Origin of the sequence: Enterobacter sp. JUb54, assembly GCF_014298075.1 — a bacterium.
GTDB lineage: Bacteria > Pseudomonadota > Gammaproteobacteria > Enterobacterales > Enterobacteriaceae > Klebsiella > Klebsiella lignicola.
This window is the reverse complement of sequence record NZ_CP060418.1, coordinates 5,073,459-5,096,772: the sequence shown is the minus strand read 5'-3', so window position 1 is coordinate 5,096,772 and position 23,314 is coordinate 5,073,459. Positions and strand designations below refer to the sequence as shown.

Annotated in this window: 15 protein-coding genes; 3 read left to right on the top strand and 12 right to left on the bottom strand. The window is 56.0% G+C overall.

The window, feature by feature from the left end:
* Nucleotides 1-70 precede the first annotated feature (70 nt).
* Nucleotides 71-1,783 (bottom strand): assimilatory sulfite reductase (NADPH) hemoprotein subunit, encoded by a 1,713-nt coding sequence (cysI, locus tag HF679_RS23670; protein WP_187042431.1) that lies wholly within the window; start codon nt 1,781-1,783, stop codon nt 71-73.
* On the bottom strand, nt 1,783-3,582 hold the full coding sequence (gene cysJ, locus HF679_RS23665; protein ID WP_187042430.1) for an NADPH-dependent assimilatory sulfite reductase flavoprotein subunit: 1,800 nt from the start codon (nt 3,580-3,582) through the stop codon (nt 1,783-1,785). The genes cysI and cysJ overlap by 1 nt, the downstream gene beginning before the upstream one ends.
* Before the next feature lie 434 nt (nt 3,583-4,016).
* Here cysJ and queD point away from each other — a divergent pair, with 434 nt between their 5' ends.
* Nucleotides 4,017-4,379 carry a 6-carboxytetrahydropterin synthase QueD gene (gene queD, locus HF679_RS23660; RefSeq protein WP_123756722.1) on the top strand — a complete coding sequence of 121 codons (363 nt, stop codon included), beginning with the start codon at nt 4,017-4,019 and terminating at the stop codon, nt 4,377-4,379.
* A gap of 81 nt (nt 4,380-4,460) precedes the next feature.
* On the opposite strand, the gene queE is transcribed toward queD, so the two are convergent.
* On the bottom strand, nt 4,461-5,132 hold the full coding sequence (gene queE, locus HF679_RS23655; RefSeq protein ID WP_123756943.1) for a 7-carboxy-7-deazaguanine synthase QueE: 672 nt from the start codon (nt 5,130-5,132) through the stop codon (nt 4,461-4,463).
* A gap of 338 nt (nt 5,133-5,470) precedes the next feature.
* Here queE and HF679_RS23650 point away from each other — a divergent pair, with 338 nt between their 5' ends.
* A complete protein-coding gene (locus HF679_RS23650; protein ID WP_123756721.1) occupies nt 5,471-6,580 on the top strand; it encodes an SDR family oxidoreductase in 1,110 nt (369 codons plus the stop codon).
* Between the two features lie 62 nt (nt 6,581-6,642).
* On the opposite strand, the gene eno is transcribed toward HF679_RS23650, so the two are convergent.
* From eno to rlmD, 5 genes are all read right to left on the bottom strand, one after another.
* A complete protein-coding gene (gene eno, locus HF679_RS23645; protein WP_123756720.1) occupies nt 6,643-7,938 on the bottom strand; it encodes a phosphopyruvate hydratase in 1,296 nt (431 codons plus the stop codon).
* 81 nt (nt 7,939-8,019) lie between these two features.
* Nucleotides 8,020-9,657 (bottom strand): glutamine hydrolyzing CTP synthase, encoded by a 1,638-nt coding sequence (gene pyrG, locus HF679_RS23640; RefSeq protein WP_123756719.1) that lies wholly within the window; start codon nt 9,655-9,657, stop codon nt 8,020-8,022.
* 227 nt (nt 9,658-9,884) lie between these two features.
* Nucleotides 9,885-10,676, bottom strand: a complete 792-nt coding sequence (mazG, locus tag HF679_RS23635) for a nucleoside triphosphate pyrophosphohydrolase (protein ID WP_123756718.1) — start codon at nt 10,674-10,676, stop codon at nt 9,885-9,887.
* 104 nt (nt 10,677-10,780) lie between these two features.
* Nucleotides 10,781-13,018 (bottom strand): GTP diphosphokinase, encoded by a 2,238-nt coding sequence (gene relA, locus HF679_RS23630; protein ID WP_123756717.1) that lies wholly within the window; start codon nt 13,016-13,018, stop codon nt 10,781-10,783.
* A gap of 288 nt (nt 13,019-13,306) precedes the next feature.
* Nucleotides 13,307-14,614: a 23S rRNA (uracil(1939)-C(5))-methyltransferase RlmD gene (rlmD, locus tag HF679_RS23625; protein WP_187042429.1), complete on the bottom strand. Its 1,308-nt coding sequence runs from the start codon at nt 14,612-14,614 to the stop codon at nt 13,307-13,309.
* Between the two features lie 169 nt (nt 14,615-14,783).
* On the opposite strand from rlmD, the gene barA reads away from it, so the two are divergent.
* On the top strand, nt 14,784-17,555 hold the full coding sequence (gene barA / locus HF679_RS23620; protein WP_154143980.1) for a two-component sensor histidine kinase BarA: 2,772 nt from the start codon (nt 14,784-14,786) through the stop codon (nt 17,553-17,555).
* A 73-nt stretch (nt 17,556-17,628) separates the two neighbouring features.
* On the opposite strand, the gene HF679_RS23615 is transcribed toward barA, so the two are convergent.
* The 4 genes from HF679_RS23615 to gudP all read right to left on the bottom strand — a co-directional run bounded on the left by HF679_RS23615 (nt 17,629) and on the right by gudP (nt 22,903).
* Nucleotides 17,629-18,768: a glycerate kinase gene (locus tag HF679_RS23615; RefSeq protein WP_123756713.1), complete on the bottom strand. Its 1,140-nt coding sequence runs from the start codon at nt 18,766-18,768 to the stop codon at nt 17,629-17,631.
* A 69-nt stretch (nt 18,769-18,837) separates the two neighbouring features.
* Nucleotides 18,838-20,178, bottom strand: coding sequence for a glucarate dehydratase (gudD, locus tag HF679_RS23610; protein WP_154143981.1), 1,341 nt, complete (start codon nt 20,176-20,178; stop codon nt 18,838-18,840).
* A 29-nt stretch (nt 20,179-20,207) separates the two neighbouring features.
* Nucleotides 20,208-21,548 (bottom strand): enolase C-terminal domain-like protein, encoded by a 1,341-nt coding sequence (locus tag HF679_RS23605; protein ID WP_154144130.1) that lies wholly within the window; start codon nt 21,546-21,548, stop codon nt 20,208-20,210.
* 2 nt (nt 21,549-21,550) lie between these two features.
* The gene (gudP, locus tag HF679_RS23600) at nt 21,551-22,903 is read right to left on the bottom strand and encodes a galactarate/glucarate/glycerate transporter GudP (protein WP_123756711.1); all 1,353 of its coding nucleotides are present in this window, start codon (nt 22,901-22,903) and stop codon (nt 21,551-21,553) included.
* Nucleotides 22,904-23,314: the final 411 nt, after the last annotated feature.

Here is a 23,314-nt window from a genome sequence, read left to right as displayed (position 1 = left end):
CGGTACTGCTTGTGCCCGGCCTGCAAAACCAGTACGCCCGATAAGCATAACCTTAGCGGGCGATGCTGAGTTATTCCCAGAAATCACGGGCTGGGTCGAGCACCGGGCGAACGATGCCCGCACGCACCGTAAAGTCGCCGAAGCCTTCACCCGCTTCACGCTCCTTCGCCCAGCGCCCTACCAGCTGGTCAATCGAGTCGAGGATCTCCGACTCGGTAATGTTCTCGCGATACATGCGTGGAATACGCGTTCCGCTGCGGTTCCCCCCCAGGTGCAGGTTGTAACGACCCGGCGCTTTACCCACCAGCCCGACTTCCGCCAGCAGCGCACGGCCACAGCCGTTAGGGCAACCGGTCACACGCGTTACGATATGCTCATCGCTCACGCCGTGTTTGCTCATCACCCCATCCACCTTATCGATAAACGACGGTAAGAAGCGCTCAGCTTCGGCCATCGCCAGCGGACAGGTCGGGAAGGAGACGCAGGCCATCGAGTTTTCACGCTGCGGAGTAACGGCATTCATCAACCCGTGATCGCGCGCCAGCTTTTCAATCCGCGCTTTTTCCGCTTCCGGTACGCTGGCGATAATCAGGTTCTGGTTCGCCGTAATACGGAATTCACCCTGGTGGATCTTCGAGATCTCCAGCAGGCCGGTTTTCAGCGGACGGCCCGGATAATCAAGGATACGACCGTTTTCAATAAACAGCGTCAGATACCATTTATCATCGATCCCTTTGACCCAGCCAATGCGATCGCCGCGACCGGTGAACTCATACGCCCGGATCGGCTCGAACTTGATGCCTGCCCGGCGCTCAACTTCAGCCTTGAAGGTCTCAACGCCAACGCGTTCAAGGGTATATTTCGTCTTCGCATTTTTACGGTCGGTGCGGTTACCCCAGTCGCGCTGAGTCGTCACCACCGCTTCCGCCACCGCTAACGTATGTTCGAGCGGCAGATAGCCGAACTCGCTCGCCGTGCGGGCATAGGTTTTTTTGTTGCCGTGATCGATAGACAGACCGCCGCCCACCAGCAGGTTAAAGCCAACCAGCTTGCCGTTTTCAGCAATCGCCACGAAGTTCATGTCGTTGGCGTGCAGATCGATATCGTTCTGCGGCGGGATCACCACCGTGGTTTTGAACTTACGCGGCAGATAGGTGGAGCCGAGGATCGGTTCTTCGTCGGTGGTGGCGACCTTTTTCTGATCGAGCCAGATCTCAGCATAGGCGCGGGTACGCGGCAGCAGATGCTCAGAGATCTTTTTCGCCCACTCGTAGGCTTCAGCATGCAGCTGAGACTCGTTGGGGTTCGAGGTGCACAGGACGTTACGGTTCACGTCGTTGGCGGTCGCCAGCGCATCCAGGCCCACCGAGTGCAGCATCTGGTGCACCGGCTTCACATGCTTCTTCAGAATGCCGTGAAACTGAAAGGTCTGGCGGTTGGTCAGACGAATACTGCCGTAAATGGTGTTATCGGCGGCGAATTTATCAATCGCCTGCCACTGCGTAGTGGTGATCACGCCACCCGGCAGGCGGCAGCGCAGCAGCATCGCATGGCGCGGCTCCAGCTTCTGAGCCGCACGCTCGGCGCGAATGTCGCGGTCATCTTGCTGATACATGCCGTGAAAGCGAATCAGCAGGAAGTTGTCGCCATTAAAGCCACCGGTAAGGGAGTCATTTAAGTCTTCTGCAATCGTGCCGCGCAGATAGTTGCTCTCTACCTTCAGACGCTCGGCGTCGGCCAGTTTACCTTCAACCACCAGGGGTCCAGGATGTTTTTCGCTCATTAGTAGACATCTCGCTGATAACGGCGCTCAACGCGCAGCTCACTTAAAAATTCGTCCGCCGCTTCGGCGTCCATCGCGCCGAATTCGGCAATCACTTCCAGCAACGTCTGCTCAACGTCTTTTGCCATACGATTGGCATCGCCGCAGACATAAATATGGGCACCGTCATTAATCCAGCGCCACAGTTCGGCCCCCTGCTCGCGCAGCTTGTCCTGAACATAGACTTTTTGTTGTTGATCGCGGGACCAGGCCAGATCGATACGGCTCAGTACGCCCTCTTTGACGTAGCTTTGCCACTCGACCTGATACAGGAAATCTTCCGTAAAGTGCGGGTTGCCGAAGAACAGCCAATTCTTCCCGTCAGCCCCTTCCGCCGCACGCTGCTGCATGAAGGCACGGAACGGCGCAATGCCGGTACCCGGACCAATCATGATGACCGGCGTTTGCGGGTTAGCCGGCAGACGGAAGTTATCATTGTGTTCAATAAAGACGCGAACTTCACCATCTTCTTCCAGACGGTCGGCGAGGAAGCTGGAGGCGCCCCCTGCGCGAGCGCGGCCTTCGATATCAAAGCGCACGACGCCCACGGTCACGTGGACTTCCGTTTCTACTTCCGCCTGCGACGAGGCGATAGAATACAGACGCGGCGTTAACGGACGCAGCAGCGCAATCAGCGCCTCAGCATCAAGCTGCGCCGGGGAGAAGCGCACCATATCGACGATCGGTGTGGTCGCCGCATAATGCTGCAGCTGCGCCTTATCGCCCACCAGCGGCAGCAGCGATTCGCTGCGGGTCAGGGTGGCATAGTTCTCGACGATATTGCCGGTATTCACCGTCAGTTCAAAGTGCCATTCCAGCGCTTCGGCCAGCGGCAGAGTTTTGCCGTCAACGCTAACAGGCTCATCGCCCTTCAGCCACAGCAGCTCGACCAGCTCTTTCACCAGCGCCGGGTCATTCTGATACCACACGCCCAGCGCATCGCCCGGCTGGTAGCGCAGGCCGGAATCCGCAAGGTCAATTTCAATGTGGCGCACGTCTTTTTCGGAATCACGGCCGGTGATTTTCTGGTTCACCGCCAGCGTCGCCGTCAGCGGCGCTTCTTTGGTATACGGGCTGGAGTGAATGTCGTTGACCGCGCCGGACGCAACAGCCTGAACCGGTGCCGCGACAGGTGCCCGTGCTTTCAGCACCTCGACCACCCGCGCACGCCATTCTGCCGCCGCCGGTTGATATTCGACATCGGCATCCACACGATCCAGCAGGCGTTCACCGCCCAGCTCCGCCAGGCGGCTATCGAAGTCTTTCCCGGACTGGCAGAAGAATTCATAAGAGGTATCGCCCAGGCCGAAGACCGCAAAAGCCGTCCCGGTCAGCGCTGGCGCTTTTTTCGAGAACAGGAACTTATGCAGCGCGACGGCTTCTTCCGGCGACTCGCCTTCACCCTGAGTAGAGGTCACGATCACCAGCAGTTTTTCGGAGGCAATTTGTTTGAATTTATAGTCGCCTGCGTTAACCAGCTTCACGTTCAGCTGCGCTGCCTGGAGATCGTCCCGCAGCGCTTCCGCCACCCGACGGGCGTTGCCGGTTTGCGATGCGGAGATAAGGGTAATGCTCGGGGCTTCCGCCGCCTGGGCAGGTACCGCAACCGCGGCACCGGACTGCTGATTCAGCACGCCCCAAAAATAGCCAGAAACCCAGGCAAGCTGAGTTGGGGTGAAATCTGTCGTGGCCGCCTGAAGGCGCGCCATTTGCTCCGGGTTAAGCGGCAGCAAATTGGAAGATGGGGCCTGTGTCGTCATGCGTCGTTATGTTCCAGTAAGCTAAGCTGTTCATCGCACCCTGTCAGCGCGCCAAAAACAGAAATAATAAATAGTTCGAGTGGCAGGAGGACGGTTGCGTAGCAAATCCCCGGGAGCTTACATCAGTAAGTGACTGGAGTGAGCGAGCAAAACCGACGCACATGCGGCTCGAAGTATGACGAGTTATAAGGTTAACGGCGCAGATAATAACAATTAAAGAAGGGATGGAAATAACAAATAACCAAATGGACTAACCTGTTTTAGTTATAGTTATTAACAACAAAAGCGATTAGCTAACTACATAAAATATAAAGATATCTTTCCTGACAACATAGTCAATGATGCTGTTTTCCCTCAGGAACGGTTTTAGTTAATGATAAAAAATAGACTTTCCGGTACCCTACGGCGGTTTTTTTGTCTTATGAGAATGAAAGATGTCCACCACCCTGTTTAAAGATTTCACCTTCGAAGCCGCCCATCACCTGCCTCACGTACCGGAAGGTCATAAGTGCGGTCGCCTGCACGGTCACTCTTTTATGGTGCGTCTGGAGATTACCGGTGAAGTCGATCCCCACACGGGCTGGATCATGGATTTTGCCGAGCTCAAGGCCGCCTTTAAGCCGATCTACGATCGTCTGGATCACTACTATCTGAACGATATTCCTGGCCTGGAAAACCCGACCAGCGAAGTGCTGGCCCGTTGGGTCTGGGAACAGATGAAACCTGTCGTGCCGTTGCTGAGCGCAGTGATGATTAAAGAGACCTGTACCGCAGGATGCATCTATCGCGGCGGGTGATTTCCCGGTCGGGCGGCGTGTCGTCCGCCTGGTCTGTCGATCAAAAAGGCCCGGTTCACAGTGTGTGACCGGGCCTTTTTATCAGGCGATATTCAGATATTTATGCGTTTGCATGGAGAGGCGCCAGTTCCGCGCAATGCAGGTCTCGATGCACAGGCGCGTCGCGTCTTCTTTTTGGCTGATCGGTTGCAGGGCAATAATCCGCGGCTTGTCATCCGTCAGCGTTTCCAGCAGTTCGTCGAGGGCTTCAATATCGCGCACGCGTCCTACTGGATGTTTAATTTCATCGGCCCGCTGCAATGCCTGGGACAGCACATCATAGCCGCCGCGCATATTCACCTTCGGCGATACCGTCACCCAGGTATGAGGGCTACAGCGCACTTCATGGGTGCCGCTGGTTTCTATCTGGCAGCTAAAACCGTTTTGCTCCAGCAACACGGTCAGCGGTGTTAAATCATGAATACAGGGTTCTCCGCCGGTGATCACCACATGGCGGGCCGTCCAGCCCTGGCGGCCAATAATAGCCAGCAGATCTTCGCCGCTAGCCGGACCCCATTTATCGCTCTCTTTGGTTTTCGCCAGAATGCTGAACAGCGACACTTCCCGATCGGCAAGCTTATCCCAGGTATGTTTGGTGTCGCACCAGGCGCAACCGACCGGGCATCCCTGCAGACGAATAAAAATGGCGGGTACGCCGGTGAAGTAACCCTCGCCTTGCAAGGTCTGGAACATCTCGTTAATCGGGTACTGCATAATCATCTCGGTGTGGGGTTATGAGCGCACATTATCGCAGATTTGTCGGCTCAGGTCTTGTCCGCAGCTGCGGGGTCATTTTGATGTAACAGGATATGTTTAATATCCGTCATATAAAAATCAAACAAAAAGAATAAAAAAGCTAAATTTCAAAGATGTACAAACAGATACATATTATTGTGAATCTATTATCGGCAGCCATAGTCCAACCTAATTCGCCACGTTTCATTGGCTTAAAATAGTCTTAAGACAGCGCACAAATAGCCCTTTTTTTATTTACCCACCGTTTAATTTCCCGCGCCTAAAATCCGCAAATCAACCATGATGAGACGGTATTCATGAACACATTATTAATTACAGGCGTGACCGGATTTCTGGGCGGAGCGGTTTTAGAAAACATTCTTAATCAGAGGAATGAGGTGAACCTGCTGCTGTTAGTCCGTGCCGATTCGGGCACTGCCGCCGTGGAACGGGTCAAAGAAAACCTGCGTAAATTCAACATCGCCGAAGAGAATCTGGCGGCGCTGACCCCGCGCAATATGCTGTTGGGAGATTTGGCCAATCCCGACGCCTTTCTCAGCGACCCGCGACTGCAGCAGGTAACCCACGTGATTAACTGTGCCGCCGTCGCCTCCTTTGGCAACAATCCACTGATCTGGAAAGTGAATGTCGAAGGCACGTTGAAGTTTGCCCAGACCATGGCGCAGGTGGGCACGCTGCAACGCTTCCTGCATGTGGGCACCGCGATGTCCTGCTCGCCAGAACCCGATTCACTGGTGGCGGAAAGCGCGGTATTCCGCGAGCGCGCAGAGCATCTGGTTGAGTACACCCATTCAAAATCAACCATCGAACGCCTGATGCAGCAGGACTGCCCGACGCTGCCGCTGGCCATCGCCCGCCCCTCGATTGTGGTGGGCCACACTCACCACGGCTGCCAGCCTTCCAGCAGCATCTTCTGGGTGTTCAGCATGGGGCTGATGCTGCAAAAATTCATGTGTTCGATGGAAGACCGTATCGATGTGATCCCCGTCGATTACTGTGCCGATGCATTGCTGATGCTGCTCAGCAGTCCGCTGGCCCGTGGCGAGGTAGTTCATATTTCTGCCGGGGAGGAGAATAGCGTGAAATTTGCCGAGATTGATAACGCCATGGCTTGCGCGCTGGAGAAGGTTCCCGTCGGCGATAAGTATGCCCAGGTGAGCTATGAAACGCTGGTGAAGATGCGCCGTGAGCTGAAGGATATCTTTGGGCCCTGCAATGAACGCCTGATGCTCAAAGCGATGCGCCTGTATGGGGCTTTCGCCACGCTTAACGTGCGGTTCAGCAACGATAAGCTTCTCAGTATGGGAATGCCGAAGCCGCCGCGCTTTACCGATTATATCGACCGTTGCGTGCAAACCACCCGCGGGCTGACCATTCCCCAGCAGATGGCCGTTGATTTTAAATAGCCGGATTGCAGACATAAAAAAACCCGCCGAAGCGGGTTTTTTCTTAAGAGCGAAAGTCAGACTTACTGACCTTTGATCTCTTTACGACCGTTGTACGGTGCTTTTTCACCCAGCGCTTCTTCGATACGAATCAGCTGGTTGTATTTAGCAACGCGGTCAGAACGGCTCATAGAACCAGTTTTGATCTGGCCTGCAGCGGTACCAACAGCCAGGTCAGCGATGGTAGCGTCTTCAGTTTCGCCTGAACGGTGAGAGATGACAGCAGTGTAGCCAGCGTCTTTCGCCATTTTGATCGCAGCCAGAGTTTCGGTCAGAGAACCGATCTGGTTGAATTTGATCAGGATGGAGTTAACGATGCCTTTTTCGATACCTTCTTTCAGGATCTTGGTGTTGGTTACGAACAGATCGTCACCAACCAGCTGGATTTTGTCGCCCAGAACTTTAGTCTGGTATGCGAAACCATCCCAGTCAGACTCGTCCAGACCGTCTTCGATAGAAACGATCGGATACTGTTTGGTCAGGTCTTCCAGGAAGTGAGTGAACTCTTCAGAGGTGAACGCTTTGTTGCCTTCGCCGGCCAGAACGTATTTACCGTCTTTGTAGAATTCAGAAGCTGCACAGTCCATCGCCAGAGTGATGTCGGTGCCCAGCTCGTAGCCAGCAGCTTTAACTGCTTCTGCGATAACTGCCAGAGCTTCAGCGTTGGAACCCAGGTTCGGCGCGTAGCCACCTTCGTCACCAACTGCAGTGTTCATACCTTTAGCTTTCAGAACTTTAGCCAGGTTGTGGAACACTTCAGAACCCATACGTACGGCTTCTTTCAGGGATTTAGCGCCAACCGGCTGAATCATAAATTCCTGGATGTCGACGTTGTTGTCAGCATGCTCACCACCGTTGATGATGTTCATCATCGGAACCGGCATGGAGTATTTGCCCGGAGTACCGTTCAGCTCAGCGATGTGCTCGAACAGCGGCTGGCCTTTAGAGGCAGCAGCTGCTTTGGCGTTAGCCAGAGACACAGCCAGGATGGCGTTTGCACCGAAGTTAGATTTGTTTTCAGTACCGTCCAGGTCGATCATGATTTTATCGATGCCAGCCTGATCTTTGGCGTCTTTGCCAAGGATTGCCTGAGCGATCGGGCCGTTGACAGCGCCAACAGCTTTCAGTACGCCTTTACCCATGAAACGGGATTTGTCGCCATCGCGCAGTTCCAGCGCTTCGCGGGAACCAGTAGAAGCACCTGACGGAGCTGCTGCCATACCAACGAAACCACCTTCCAGGTGTACTTCGGCTTCAACAGTCGGGTTACCACGGGAGTCGATGATTTCACGACCGATGACTTTAACGATTTTGGACATTAGGTTTTCCTCAGTACAAGTTAAACTAAAACTCCAGACAAACAATGCACCCAAATGGGTGCATTGCCGTTCTAACTCATTTTACTTCGCCTGACGCTTTTGATACTCGCCTGCCGCTTTCACAAAACCTGCAAACAGCGGGTGGCCATCACGTGGCGTTGAAGTAAACTCCGGATGGAACTGACAAGCGACAAACCACGGGTGATTCGGCACTTCGATGATCTCGACCAACTGATCATCCCCGGAACGGCCCGCAACACGCAGGCCCGCATTTTCAATCTGTTTCAACAACATGTTGTTGACTTCGTAGCGGTGACGATGACGCTCAGTAATGGTTGATTCGCCGTACAGCTGGCGAACCAGGCTTTCGTCTTCCAGCTGGCACTGCTGCGCGCCAAGGCGCATGGTGCCGCCGAGATCGCTCTTCTCAGAACGAACTTCAACGTTGCCTTCTTCATCACGCCATTCGGTAATCAGGGCCACAACCGGGTACTTACAGTCTGGCACAAATTCCGTCGAGTTGGCGTTCTCCATTCCCGCGACGTTACGCGCAAACTCAATCAGCGCAACCTGCATACCCAGGCAAATGCCCAGATATGGAATTTTGTTTTCACGCGCATAGCGTGCAGTGGCGATTTTACCTTCAACACCGCGGTAGCCGAAGCCACCCGGGATCAGGATAGCGTCCAAATCTTTCAGAATTTCGACGCCGCGCGTTTCCACATCCTGCGAATCAATCAGCTTGATGTTGACGGTAACGCGGTTCTTCAGTCCACCGTGTTTCAGCGCTTCAATCACCGATTTATAGGCGTCCGGCAGTTCAATGTACTTACCGACCATACCAATGGTGACTTCGCCAGCCGGATTGGCTTCTTCGTAAATAACCTGTTCCCATTCGGCCAGGTTCGCTTCCGGACAGCTTAAGCTGAATCGTTTACAAATATAATCGTCCAGCCCCTGAGATTTCAACAGGCCCGGAATTTTATAAATGGAATCGACGTCTTTCAGAGAAATAACAGCCTTTTCCGGAACGTTACAGAACAATGCAATTTTAGCACGTTCGTTGGCCGGTACCGCCCGATCGGAGCGGCAGATCAGAATATCTGGCTGAATACCGATAGAAAGCAGCTCTTTCACGGAGTGCTGAGTCGGTTTGGTTTTGACTTCGCCGGCGGCTGCCATATACGGCACCAGGGTCAAATGCATAAACAGAGTATGCTCACGACCAATCTCTACGGCCATCTGACGGATAGCTTCGAGGAACGGCAGGGATTCGATATCACCGACGGTACCGCCGATTTCCACCAGCACCACGTCGTGACCTTCACCACCGGCAAGCACGCGCTCTTTGATCGCGTTGGTGATGTGTGGGATGACCTGTACGGTCGCGCCCAGATAATCACCGCGGCGTTCTTTACGCAGAACGTCGGAGTAGATACGGCCCGTAGTGAAGTTGTTGCGGCGGCTCATTTTGGTGCGGATGAAGCGCTCGTAGTGACCCAGGTCCAGGTCGGTTTCAGCGCCGTCTTCAGTAACGAACACTTCCCCGTGTTGGATTGGACTCATGGTACCCGGATCGACGTTGATGTACGGATCCAGTTTCATCATGGTCACGTTAAGCCCACGGGCTTCAAGAATAGCGGCGAGGGAAGCTGCGGCAATGCCTTTACCCAGAGAGGATACGACCCCGCCGGTCACAAAAATATAGTTCGTTGTCATGCTGAACCTGAGAAGTTAGGTTTAAAAGACGATGGAATAACCAAGACGGGAAAGCAGTATACCCGATCATGACTGACGCCACAAACTTTCATTCTCCCTCCTTTTCAGCAGGCTCACACAAACACAGGGAGTGAGAAAATAGCCGCTTTTGGCGAAATGTTTTTGACGCAAATCAAGCGCTTGTTATTTAAAAAATCACACAAATGGCGCTTGATCACGAAAACTCGTTAGAGATCAGTTTCCTGCCGTTTTACCTCTTGCCACACGGCTTCCATGGTTTCGAGGTCAACGCCGGTCATTTCCAGCCCACGGGCGGCCACAATTCGTTCAACTTCGCGGAAACGGCGTTCAAATTTAAGGTTCGCTTTTTGCAGCGCCACTTCGGCTTTTACCCCTAAATGGCGGGATAAATTGACGGTCGCGAACAGCAGATCGCCCATTTCCTCCTCCAGTTTAGCTTCATCTACGACGGCCTGCTGCGCTTCATGCATGACCTCGTCGATCTCTTCATGCACTTTGTCCAGCACCGGACCCAGCGAGGTCCAGTCAAACCCCACCGCCGAACAACGACGCTGAATTTTATGCGCGCGCATCAACGCCGGCAGGCTGTGCGGAATATCATCCAGCGCGGAATGTTGGGATTTTTCGGCCCGCTCAGCGCTTTTTATCTGCTCCCAGCGCGCCAGCACTTCGGCGCTATCGCCGGCGGTCGCTTCTCCGAAGATATGCGGGTGGCGGCGCTCAAGCTTGTCGCTGATAGCCGCGCAGATATCGTCGAAGTTAAAGCGCCCTTCCTCCTGCGCCATCTGCGCGTAGAACACCACCTGGAACAGCAGATCGCCCAGCTCACCGCGCAGATCGTCGAAATCTTCGCGACTGATGGCATCCAGCACTTCGTAAGTTTCTTCGAGGGTATAGGGGGCGATGGTGGCGAAGGTCTGCTCTTTATCCCATGGACAGCCGTTTTCCGGGTCGCGCAGGCGCTGCATAATGCCGAGCAGCCGGTCGATTTGGTTCATCTTTTTTCCTGTTGAAAACGATAATGCCGGGTACGGATGTCGCCTTACCCGGCTAACGTGAAAGCGTATCCCCGGCGCCGCCGGGGAAAGCAAAATACGATCAATTAGCCCCCGTGCAGACGGCGGGCATCAATCACATCCGGTACCTGGTTCAGTTTCCCGAGCACGCGGCCCAGCACCTGCAGGTTGTAGATTTCAATGTTCATGTCGATCGTCGCCAACTGCTGTTTGGTGTCGCTGCGGCTGGCAACGCCGAGCACGTTCACTTTTTCATTGGCGAGGATCGTGGTGATATCCCGCAGCAGGCCGCTGCGATCGTTGGCGACAACGCGAACCACCAGCGAATAACCGGCGGAGTAGCTTTCTCCCCACACCGCGTCAACGATACGCTCCGGCGCATGCGACTGCAGTTCCGTCAGTTGATCGCAGTCTGCCCGGTGTACCGAAATCCCACGCCCCTGGGTGATAAAGCCGACAATCTCATCGCCCGGGATGGGCTGGCAGCAGCGCGCAATGTGGTGCATCAGGTTACCGACGCCTTCCACCACCACCCGACCATTGTCTTTGCTGCGGCTCTGCGGCGCCCAGCTTTTCTGCTGCAGCTGTTTCAACGCTGCCGCATCCTGCTCTTCGGCGCTCGGCTTATTGAACTGCGCCTGCAGGAAGTTGACCATCTGGTTAAGGCGAATATCGCCGCCGCCGATGGCCGCCAGCAGTTCGTCCAGCTCGTTGAAGTTGTAGCGCGGCAGCAGGTGTTTCTCTGCCTCCTTGAGGCTGATCCCCAGGTGCTCAAGCTCATCGTCCAGGATCTGCCGCCCGGCAAGAATGTTTTTGTCGCGATCCTGTTTACGGAACCAGGCGTGAATTTTGGAACGCCCGCGGCTGGTGGTCACATAACCGAGGTTCGGGTTCAGCCAGTCGCGGCTGGGGTTCGGCTGCTTCTGGGTGATGATTTCAATCTGATCGCCCATCTGCAGCTGGTAGGTAAACGGCACGATGCGCCCGCTGATTTTGGCGCCAATGCAGCGGTGACCGACGTCACTGTGAATGTGGTAGGCAAAGTCGAGCGGCGTGGAACCGGCGGGTAAATCCACCACATCGCCTTTCGGCGTAAAGACATACACCCGGTCGTCGAAGACCTGGCTACGGACTTCATCCAGCATTTCACCCGAATCGGCCATCTCTTCCTGCCAGGCGATCAACTTACGCAGCCAGGCGATACGGTCTTCATAGCCGCGCCCGCCGCTCACGCCCGCGCTGGCGCCCTCTTTGTACTTCCAGTGCGCCGCGACGCCCAGCTCGGCATCTTCATGCATCTGCCGGGTACGGATCTGGATCTCGACCGTTTTTCCCCCAGGCCCGAGCACCACGGTATGAATCGACTGGTAGCCGTTCGGTTTGGGGTTGGCAACGTAATCATCGAACTCATCCGGCAGGTGGCGATAGTGGGTATGGACGATCCCCAGTGCGGCATAGCAGTCCTGCAGGCGTTCGGCGACGATACGCACGGCCCGCACGTCAAACAGCTCATCAAAGGTGAGGTGTTTTTTCTGCATTTTCCGCCAGATGCTGTAGATATGCTTCGGCCGCCCGTAGACCTCGGCCTTGACGCCTTCGGTTTTCATTTCGGAGCGTAAATGCCCCACGAACTCATCGATGTAGTGTTCACGATCGATGCGCCGTTCGTGCAGCAGTTTGGCAATGCGTTTGTATTCATCCGGGTGCAGATAGCGGAAGCAGTAGTCCTCCAGCTCCCATTTCAGCTGGCCGATCCCTAAGCGGTTGGCCAGCGGCGCATAGATGTTAGTGCACTCTTTTGCCGCCAGCACGCGTTCGTCTTCGGGCTCATCTTTGACTTCCCGCAGGTGGGCGATACGCTCGGCAAGCTTGATGACCACGCAGCGGAAATCGTCGACCATCGCCAGTAGCATGCGGCGGATGTTATCGACCTGTTCCGAGGAGACGGAATCGGTGTGGGTGGCTTTAAGCTGGCGAATAGCCGCCATATCGCGCACGCCGTGAATCAACGTGACGACGGATTTGCCGACGCTCTCTTGCATCACCTCTTCGCTAACGACGTTGCCGTCCGCCAGCGGGAACAGCATGGCGGCCCGTAGCGTGTCGATATCCATACTCAACGTGCAGAGTATTTCCACCATCTCCACGCCGCGCCATAACAGAAGGTCCGCTCGAGGATGTCCCTGCGTTTTCTCGCGACAGTAGTCCCAGGTTTCGGCTAAGCGTTCACACGACTGCTGGCTGGAAATTCCCAGACTCGCGATCCATTTCTTCGGGTCAAATTCACCAGCTTTATTAAGATGTGCACTTCTTACCGCAACCATTGTCCTCTCCTTAAGGGACCTGGCCTGCCGAAGTCGGCAAGCCTCAACTTTTACACCTCATCCTTCAAACCGCATCAGCGCTGGCTTTTTCGTTCACCTCAATCACCGACCTGGGCCTGCGCTTGGGAACTGACTCTGTTGCCACCTCGATACGATTGGAATGATGTTATGTATACCCTTCATCCTTCAAGTTGCTTGGGTGTTGGCTGCACCCGTTCACCCCAGTCACTTACTTCTGTAAGCTCCTGGGGATTTACGGCCTTGCTGCCTACAAGCAACTCTAATTATTTAGGGTATAGGCTTTTGCTCGAACAACACCATCGATTCCAGATGCCCGGTATGCGGGAACATGTCCAGCATCGCCAGGCGTTGGATCGTATAGCCTGCCTGTAGCAGGTGTTCGCTATCACGTGCCAGCGTCGCCGGGTTACAGGAGACATAAACCACGCGACGCGGCGCGAGTTTTATAATCTGCGGTATCACCGCTGGCGCCCCGGCTCGCGCCGGATCGATCAATATTTTATCAAAACCACGCTTCGCCCACGCCTGACGGGTAACATCTTCTTCCAGATTTTCATGAAAGAATGTCACGTTGTGCAACTGGTTGAGTTCGGCATTTTCCCGCCCTTTTTCCACCAGCGCCGGAACGCCTTCAACCCCGACGACCTCAGCAGCGCGCGTCGCCAGCGGCAGCGTGAAATTACCCATGCCGCAGAACAGATCGAGCACCCGGTCCTGCGGCTGAACGTCCAGCCACTCCAGCGCGGTCTGCACCATCTGTTGATTGACGCCGTCATTCACCTGAATAAAGTCGCGCGGACTGAACATTAAGCGTAGCCCGTCTGACGTATACCATGGCGCTTCGCCACGAATATGCTCCAGTATCTCGCTTTGTGGGGCCAGATACAGGGCAAGATCATGAGTTTGCGAAAATCGTTCCAGTTTTTCTCTGTCGCCTGCCGGCAGCGCCGCCGTGTGGCGCAGGATCATCACCGGGCCATTATCCGCCAGCACCAGTTCGACATGCCCCAACTGACGCTGGGATTTCAGCCCCGTCAGGCAGGCCCGCACCGCCGGCAGCAATGCCTCAAGATCGGGCACCAAAACAGGGCATTGCACCACATCGACAATATCGTTGGTGTTGGCCTTGCGAAAACCCATCTGTAATTGTTGGGACTTCGGCTGGTAATTCAAGCTCAGACGCGCACGCCGGCGATATCCCCACGGCGAAGCGGCTATAATATCGTCAACATCGTGTTTCATGAGTCGCGCAAGCGCGGCACGCTTACTGTGCTGCTGGAGCTCAATGCTGGCATGCTGTTGCTGGCAGCCGCCGCAAACGCCAAAATGCGGGCAGTGCGGTGCCTGACGCTGCGGGCTATCACTCAGACGGCGTTTGACCTGGGCCCGGGAGTACTGTTTTTTGTCTTCCACCAGCACAACTTCGGCCTGTTCCTGCGGCAGTAAGCCACTAACAAATAGCGCTTTACCATGGTGACGCGCAACGCCCTGGCCAAAGGGATCGAGGTCGTTTACTGTCACGGTTATGATCTGGCGCGTCGTCACACGCCGTTTTGCAGAGTAGAATTGCGCCATCGTAGAGATTTGTCTCAATCAAAATAAACCGACTCTATACACGAGTCCTTTCAAGATACGTCAGCGCGGCGGGCAGGAGTCCACGACAGCGTGTGTAAGCCCGGCACGGAGGCCAGCAACGCAGAGGCACTTGAAGGATGAAGCGTATATTCTCCCATAACGGAACCGCATGACCAACTACAGCCTACGTGCTCGCATGATGATTCTTATTCTGGCACCTACCGTACTCATTGGTTTGCTGCTCAGTATTTTCTTCGTCGCCCATCGCTATCACGACCTGCAGCGTCAGCTGGAAGACGCCGGAGCCAGCATTATTGAACCACTGGCGGTCTCCAGTGAATATGGCATGAATCTGCAAAACCGCGAGTCAATCGGCCAGCTCATTAGCGTATTGCATCGCCGCCACTCCGATATTGTGCGGGCCATTTCCATCTACGATTCGCAGAACCGCCTGTTTGTCACCTCTAACTTTCAGCTGAACCCCAGCGAACTGCGTCTGCCGAAAGGGGCGAAATTTCCCACTCAGCTCACCGCGATACGCGAGGGCGACGTGATGATTTTGCGTACCCCGATCGTCTCCGAAAGCTATTCGCCAGATGAATCACCGGGGACCGACGCCAAGATGCCCGGCAATATGCTGGGCTATGTGGCCCTCGAGCTCGATCTGAAATCGGTGCGTTTGCAGCAGTACAAAGAGATTTTTATCTCCAGCGTCATGATGCTGTTCTGCATTGGCATTGCGCTTATTTTCGGCTGGCGCCTGATGCGCGATGTCACCGGCCCGATCCGCAATATGGTGAATACCGTTGACCGAATTCGCCGTGGGCAACTGGATAGCCGCGTCGAGGGCTTTATGCTCGGCGAGCTGGATATGCTGAAAAACGGCATTAACTCGATGGCGATGTCGCTGGCTGCTTACCACGAAGAGATGCAGCACAATATCGATCAGGCGACGTCCGATCTTCGCGAAACCCTCGAACAGATGGAGATTCAGAACGTTGAGCTGGATCTGGCGAAGAAGCGCGCCCAGGAAGCCGCGCGTATCAAGTCGGAGTTCCTTGCTAATATGTCCCACGAGCTGCGAACTCCGCTCAATGGGGTGATTGGCTTCACCCGCCTGACGCTGAAAACTGACCTGAACACCACCCAGCGTGACCATCTCACCACGATTGAACGCTCGGCAAATAACCTGCTGGCGATCATCAATGACGTGCTGGACTTCTCCAAGCTGGAAGCCGGTAAGCTGATTCTGGAAAGCATTCCGTTCCTGCTGCGCAATACCTTGGATGAAGTCGTCACCCTGCTGGCGCATTCGGCCCATGATAAGGGGCTGGAGCTGACGTTAAACATCAAAAACGATGTGCCGGATAATATTATCGGTGACCCGCTGCGCCTGCAGCAAATCATCACCAATCTGGTCGGGAATGCCATCAAGTTTACCGAACATGGCAATATCGACGTGCTGGTCGAACAACGGGCGCTCAGCAACACCAGCGTGCAGATCGAGATCCAAATCCACGATACCGGCATTGGTATTCCCGAGCGTGACCAGTCCCGGCTGTTCCAGGCCTTCCGCCAGGCCGATGCCAGTATTTCCCGCCGTCACGGCGGCACCGGGCTTGGGCTGGTGATTACCCAACGGCTGGTCAAAGAGATGGGCGGCGATATCTCCTTCCACAGCCAGCCCAATCGCGGCTCCACCTTCTGGTTCCATATCAGTCTCGACCTCAACCCGAACGCCGTTCAGGAGAGTCCGCTGACGCCGCTTCTGGCGGGCAAAACGCTGGCCTATATCGAGGCCAACGCGACGGCGGCGCAGTGTACTCTGGAACTGCTGGCCACCACGCCGCTGGAGGTGGTCTACAGCCCGACCTTCTCCGCGTTGCCGAAAGCGCACTACGATATTCTGCTGGCCGGACTCCCGGTGTCGATGCGCGATATTAGCCAACAGAAAGACAACCTGGCGAAAGCCTGCGCCATCGCCGATCATTTGCTGCTGGCGCTCCCCTGCCACGCGCAGATAAATGCCGAATCCCTGAAGCAGGATGGCGTTGCCGCCTGCCTGCTCAAACCACTGACCGCCACGCGTTTAGTGCCGGCGCTTATCGCCTCCAGCCGCACCAGAACCCCCGCCGCCCTTCCCCACACCGACAGTAATAAGCTGCCGATGACGGTCATGGCGGTGGATGATAATCCGGCAAACCTCAAGCTTATCGGCGTGCTGCTGGAGGATCTGGTGCAGCACGTGACGCTATGTGAAAGCGGCCAGCGCGCGGTGGAGCAGGCCAAAGAGATGCAGCTGGATCTGATTCTGATGGATATCCAGATGCCGGAGATGGACGGCATTCGTGCCTGCGAGCTGATTCGTCATCTTCCCCATCAGCAGCAGACGCCGGTAATCGCCGTGACCGCCCACGCCTTTGACGGGCAGAAAGAAAAGCTGATGAACGCCGGCATGAATGACTATCTGGCGAAGCCCATCGAGGAAGAGAAGTTACACAACCTGCTGCTGCGCTATCAGCCAGGAGGCCATGTCGCGCCGCCGTTAACGGCAGAGACCATCGAGCCGCCCATTGACCATAACGTGACGCTCAACTGGCAGCTGTCGCTACGCCAGGCCGCCATGAAGCCCGATCTGGCGCGAGAAATGCTGCAAATGCTGATCGCCTTTATGCCGGAGGTGCGCAATAAAGTGGAGGAGCAACTGGTGGGTGAAGAACCGGAGGGGCTGTTGGATCTGATTCATAAACTCCACGGCAGCTGTAGCTACAGCGGTGTGCCGCGGCTGAAAAAGTTGTGTCAGACCCTTGAAAGCCAGCTGCGGGCCGGAACCGCGGCAGAAGATCTGGAGCCGGAGCTGCTTGAACTGCTGGATGAGATGGATAACGTCACGCGGGAAGCCTGCAAAATGCCGGGGATCAAAACGCCGTATAACGGATAACGCGCTGCCTGTCCGGGCTACCGTCAGCCCGTGTCCCGGATAGCACGACGCTTATCCGGGTTACGGCTAAGGGTTAACGTTGCTGGCCGAGTTTCAGCACCGCGGCGACGTTTCGCGCCGTCATGCGCACATTGTCTGCCGCATTGGCCAGCGCCTCCTCGAGGGTGCACACCGAATAGATCACGCTGAATACCGCATCCAGGCCGTGCTGATGCACAACACCGACATCGGCGGTCAGGCTGCCGGCGATGGCAATCACCGGCACGTTGTAGCGCTGGGCGACCTTCGCGACCCCGACCGGCACCTTGCCGTGAATGGTCTGGCTGTCAATGCGCCCTTCACCGGTGATCACCAGGTCGGCATCGGCGACCAGCTCGGCGAGATGCAGGGCATCAGTCACGATCTCAATCCCTGGGCGTAATCGGGCACCACAGAACGCATACAACGCCGCGCCCATACCGCCGGCGGCACCGCCGCCTTCCAGCTGCAGGACATCGACGGCTAAATCGCGGTGGATAATCTGCGCGAAATGCGCCAGCGCCCGATCCAGGCGGACGATCATCTCCGCCGTCGCCCCTTTTTGCGGGCCAAATACCGCCGTCGCCCCCTCCGGGCCGGTCAGCGGGTTCGTCACATCGCAGGCAACATCAATGCGGCAATCGGCGAGACGGCTGTCCAGCCCGCTGAGGTCAATGCGCGCCAGCTGCTCCAGGGCGCCGCCCCCGGCGGCAATCTGCTGGTTATCTTGCGTCAGCAATTTGGCCCCCAGCGCCTGCACCATCCCGGCGCCGCCATCGTTGGTTGCACTGCCGCCAATGCCGATAATAATCTGCTGGACGCCCGCATCCAGCGCGTGACGGATCAGCTCCCCGGTTCCCCAGGTGGTGGTGATTAAGGGATTGCGGCTGGCCACCGGGACACTTTCCAGGCCGCTGGCCGCCGCCATTTCGATAAAGGCGCAGCGTTCATCCCCGGACAGGCCGTAAAATGCCTGCACCGGTTCCCCCAGCGGGCCGGTCACGGTCACCTGTACCAGATGCCCCTGAGTGGCGGCGACCATCGCTTCGACGGTCCCTTCGCCGCCGTCGGCAACGGGCAGTTTGACATACTCCGCGTCGGGGAAAATCTCCTGAAACCCCGCCTCTATCGCGGTCGCAACCTCCAGGGCGCTCAGACTCTCCTTGTATGAATCCGGCGCAATCACAATTTTCATACGCTGTCCTTAAATGACCAAACACCCGGTATCAATAGGTCTCCGGTTCCCGCAGGAACCGGATTTTCCTTAGCGCACCATGCACGGGCGCTTGTTATCAAACGTCCAGTTCGGGATCAGATACTGCATCGCCATGGCGTCATCGCGCGCCCCCAGCCCATGCTTTTTATACAGCTCGTTCGCCTGCATCACGCGATCCATATCCAGTTCGACGCCGAGGCCCGGCGTTGACGGCACCTGCACCATGCCCCCTTTAATTTCAAAAGGTTGCTTGGTTAAGCGCTGATTACCTTCCTGCCAGATCCAGTGGGTATCGATCGCCGTAATATTGCCTGGTGCCGCCGCGGCTACGTGGGTGAACATCGCCAGCGAAATATCGAAATGGTTGTTGGAGTGTGAGCCCCAGGTCAAACCAAATTCATGGCACATCTGCGCCACACGTACCGATCCCTGCATGGTCCAGAAATGCGGATCCGCCAGCGGAATATCCACCGATTGCAATGACAGAGTATGCCCCATCTGACGCCAGTCGGTGGCAATCATATTGGTGGCCGTCGGCAAACCGGTGGCACGACGGAACTCCGCCATCACTTCGCGACCGGAGAACCCTTGCTCTGCGCCACAAGGATCTTCAGCATACGCCAGCACGCCCTTCAGGTGTTTGCCAATCTGGATGGCTTCATCCAGCAGCCAGGCGCCGTTAGGATCCAGAGTCACCCGCGCCTGCGGGAATCGCTTCGCCAGCGCAACGATCGATTCGGCTTCTTCCTCACCCGCCAGCACGCCGCCTTTAAGTTTGAAATCGTTGAAGCCATATTTTTCGTAAGCGGCTTCCGCCAGTCGGACAACAGCATCCGGCGTCATCGCCTCTTCATGGCGCATCCGGTACCAGTCGCAACGCTCGTCGGTCTGGCTTTGATAGTCCAGCGGCGTGGCATGACGATTGCCGACAAAGAACAGGTAGCCGAGCATTTCAACTTCACTACGCTGCTGACCGTCGCCCAGCAGAGAGGCCACGTTAACGCCAAGATGCTGTCCCAGCAGATCCAGCAACGCGGCTTCAATTCCGGTCACGACGTGAATGGTGGTACGTAAATCAAATGTTTGCAAACCGCGACCGCCGGCATCCCGGTCGGCGAAGCGCTGACGCACGGCGCCCAGCACGTTTTTATATTCGCCCAGCGTCTTACCGACCACCAGTTCAGCCGCCTCTTCCAGCGTCTGGCGGATTTTCTCGCCGCCGGGGATTTCGCCGACGCCGGTATGGCCCGAGTTGTCTTTAATAATCACAATATTACGGGTGAAATAGGGGGCGTGCGCCCCGCTAAGATTCATCAGCATGCTGTCGTGACCGGCAACCGGAATAACCTGCATGGTGGTAACGACGGGAGTAGAAAATAATGTACTCATCTTGAATCCTTTTCTTATTACGTGGCGACTTAACGGCGACCAAATACGGGACGTTTGCGATCGAATTTCCAGCCGGGGATCAGATACTGCATCGGACCCGCATCATTACGCGCGCCTCCAGGCAGCGTCTTATAGGCTTCATGGGCTTTTTGCAGCTGGTCCCAATCCAGTTCAATACCCAGTCCTGGCGCCTGCGGTACGGCAATTTTTCCGTCAGCGATCTGCAGCGGATTCTTCGTCAGGCGGCAATCGCCTTCCTGCCAGATCCAGTGGGTATCGATGGCGGTCGGGTTACCCGGCGCGGCGGCGCCCACATGGGTAAACATCGCCAGCGAAATATCAAAGTGGTTGTTCGAGTGACAACCCCACGTCAACCCCCAGTCATCGCAGAGCTGCGCGACGCGGACCGCCCCGGAGAGGGTCCAGAAGTGCGGGTCGGCCAGTGGAATATCCACCGCGTTAAGCATCACCGCGTGACCCATTTCACGCCAGTTAGTGGCGATCATATTGGTGGCAACCGGCAGCCCGGTTGCACGACGAAACTCGGCCATTACCTCACGGCCCGAGAAGCCCTGTTCGGCGCCGCACGGGTCTTCGGCATAGGTCAGCACATCCTGCAGCCCCTTGCACAGCGCAATCGCCTCATCAAGCAGCCACGCGCCATTAGGGTCGACGGTGATACGCGCATCCGGGAAGCGCTTCTTCAGTGCACGGGCGGTGTCAATTTCCTGCTCGCCGGGCAACACGCCGCCCTTGAGCTTGAAATCCTTAAAGCCATAGCGGTCCTGCGCGGCTTCGGCAAGACGCACCACCGCGTCGCTGTTCAACGCCTCCTGATGGCGCAGGTGATACCAGTCGTGATCGCCAGGGGTATTCTCCAGATACGGCAGGTCGGTTTTGTTACGATCGCCAATGTAGAAGAGATAGCCCAGCACGGTGACCGCATCGCGCTGTTTGCCCGGCCCCAGCAGTTCGCAGACCGGAACCTGCAGCGCTTTACCGAGCAGATCCAGCAGCGCCGATTCCAGCGCGGCCACCGCGTTCACCCGTAGCTCAAAGGTCCAGGCGCCGTTGCCAAAGCTATCGAAGTCTGAAGCCTGGTTACCTTTGTGTACCTGCTGAACCACTTTGTTCAGGCGAGCGATCTCCTGCCCGACCACCAGCGGAACGCTATCGAGCAGCGTCTGATAAATCACTTCGCCGCCCGGCGCCTCACCGATGCCGGTATTGCCGGCGCTGTCGGTCAGGACCACGATATTGCGGGTAAACCAGGCATTGTGCGCGCCGCCGATGTTCAGCAGCATGCTGTCATGGCCGGCCACCGGAATCACTTTCATGTCGGTGACGACGGGACTTGATTGTGTATTCATCATCAGCGCTCCGTAACCGGTTTGAGTTCAATACGTTTGATATCGCCTACCAGCACCAGATAGCTCAGTACGGCCACCAGCGCATGCACCCCGACGTAAATCAGCGCGCCGTTAAATGAGCCCGTTGTCCCGACGATGTAGCCAATCGCAATCGGCGTCACGATGCCGGAGATATTGCCGAACATGTTGAACAGACCGCCAGACAGGCCGCTGATCTCTTTCGGCGCGGTGTCCGCCATCACGGCCCAACCCAATGCGCCAATCCCTTTGCCGAAGAAGGCCATCGCCATGAAGCCGATAATCATCCATTCTGCGCTCACGTAGTTACAGAACACCATGACCATCGACAACAGCATGCCTAAGACAATCGGCGTTTTACGGGCAATATTGAGTGAACCGGTGCGCCGCATTAACCAGTCGGAGATGATCCCGCCCAGCACGCCCCCGGCAAAGCCGCAGATCGCCGGGATCGAGGCGACAAACCCGGCCTTCAGGATCGACATGCCGCGAGCCTGAACCAGATACACCGGGAACCAGGTGATAAAGAAGTAGGTCAACGCGTTGATGCAGTACTGGCCGATGTAGATACCAACCATCATGCGGGAACCGATCAGCTGTTTGATTTGCCCCCATTTTTCGCTCATCGGGACTTTATGGGTGCCTTTCTTCTGATCCATGTTGATCAGCGCGCCGCCTTCAGCAATATATTCCAGCTCTTTCTTGTTCACGCCGGGGTGCTGATTCGGCTCATGGATGACTTTCAGCCACACAAAGCTGATAACAATCCCCAGTCCGCCCATAAAGAAGAACACATGTGACCAGCCCACTTCATGGGTTAACCAGCCCATGATTGGCGCGAAGATCACGGTGGCGAAGTATTGTGCCGAGTTGAAAATCGCTACCGCCGTGCCCCTTTCCTGTGCAGGGAACCAGGCCGCGACGATTCGACTGTTGCCGGGGAATGACGGGGCTTCCGCCAGGCCGACCAGAAAACGTAGGGTAAACAGCGCGATAATTATGCCGAAGCCGCTGAAGATATCGACGAAACCCTGCAGCAGGGTAAACATCGACCAGATGAAAATGGACCAAAAGTAGACGCGTTTGGAGCCGAAGCGGTCGAGCAACCAGCCGCCGGGGATCTGACCAATAACGTAAGCCCATGAGAAGGCGGAAAAAACGTATCCCATGCCGACGGCATCGAGGCCAATATCTTTGGCCATTTCTGAACCGGCGATCGACAGCGTAGCGCGATCGCCATAGTTAAAGGACGTGACGATAAACAGCATCACCACTATCCAGTAGCGAGCATTGGTGCGTTTTTCCGCGCCGCTCGCAGCCTGACTTAATGTACTCATTGTTGCACTCCTGAATCATAGCCGATAGCTACGTTCATTCTGAACGGCACAACCTGTAGGGTAATCAGAATGACGTGTTCGTGTTTCTGTTCATTTTTGTTATGTCTGACGTACTGTTTTTTTAACTGGCTCGGAGAGTATAGAAAGAGGCCCTGGCTGGCTCACCGTGCATATACACAGCTTTCGCGGGCATTTAGAAATAGATTTGTGGCTTTTGTCTGAGAAGATGGGGGGTAGTTCACGGAAATGAAAAGCAACGGCCGCCAGCCACGCTAACGGTGAAACAATCGGCAGGAGTGTGAATTGTCTCTCTTGACCCGGTGGAAATGTCGGGGAAAAAACCAGATAAACCGCAAGGCTATCGTGCAAATGCCAGAACCACGGGCCAAACGGTGTGAACCAGCGCCGGCC

Excerpts from the sequence above, each read along its gene's own strand:
- HF679_RS23605 (WP_154144130.1), bottom strand. The coding sequence starts at position 21,548 with ATGAATACACAATCAAGTCCCGTCGTCACCGACATGAAAGTGATTCCG.
- queD (WP_123756722.1), top strand. The coding sequence starts at position 4,017 with ATGTCCACCACCCTGTTTAAAGATTTCACCTTCGAAGCCGCCCATCAC.
- cysI (WP_187042431.1), bottom strand. The coding sequence starts at position 1,783 with ATGAGCGAAAAACATCCTGGACCCCTGGTGGTTGAAGGTAAACTGGCC.
- barA (WP_154143980.1), top strand. The coding sequence starts at position 14,784 with ATGACCAACTACAGCCTACGTGCTCGCATGATGATTCTTATTCTGGCA.
- gudD (WP_154143981.1), bottom strand. The coding sequence starts at position 20,178 with ATGAGTACATTATTTTCTACTCCCGTCGTTACCACCATGCAGGTTATT.
- cysJ (WP_187042430.1), bottom strand. The coding sequence starts at position 3,582 with ATGACGACACAGGCCCCATCTTCCAATTTGCTGCCGCTTAACCCGGAG.
- rlmD (WP_187042429.1), bottom strand. The coding sequence starts at position 14,614 with ATGGCGCAATTCTACTCTGCAAAACGGCGTGTGACGACGCGCCAGATC.
- HF679_RS23650 (WP_123756721.1), top strand. The coding sequence starts at position 5,471 with ATGAACACATTATTAATTACAGGCGTGACCGGATTTCTGGGCGGAGCG.
- queE (WP_123756943.1), bottom strand. The coding sequence starts at position 5,132 with ATGCAGTACCCGATTAACGAGATGTTCCAGACCTTGCAAGGCGAGGGT.
- mazG (WP_123756718.1), bottom strand. The coding sequence starts at position 10,676 with ATGAACCAAATCGACCGGCTGCTCGGCATTATGCAGCGCCTGCGCGAC.
- HF679_RS23615 (WP_123756713.1), bottom strand. The coding sequence starts at position 18,768 with ATGAAAATTGTGATTGCGCCGGATTCATACAAGGAGAGTCTGAGCGCC.
- pyrG (WP_123756719.1), bottom strand. The coding sequence starts at position 9,657 with ATGACAACGAACTATATTTTTGTGACCGGCGGGGTCGTATCCTCTCTG.
- eno (WP_123756720.1), bottom strand. The coding sequence starts at position 7,938 with ATGTCCAAAATCGTTAAAGTCATCGGTCGTGAAATCATCGACTCCCGT.
- gudP (WP_123756711.1), bottom strand. The coding sequence starts at position 22,903 with ATGAGTACATTAAGTCAGGCTGCGAGCGGCGCGGAAAAACGCACCAAT.
- relA (WP_123756717.1), bottom strand. The coding sequence starts at position 13,018 with ATGGTTGCGGTAAGAAGTGCACATCTTAATAAAGCTGGTGAATTTGAC.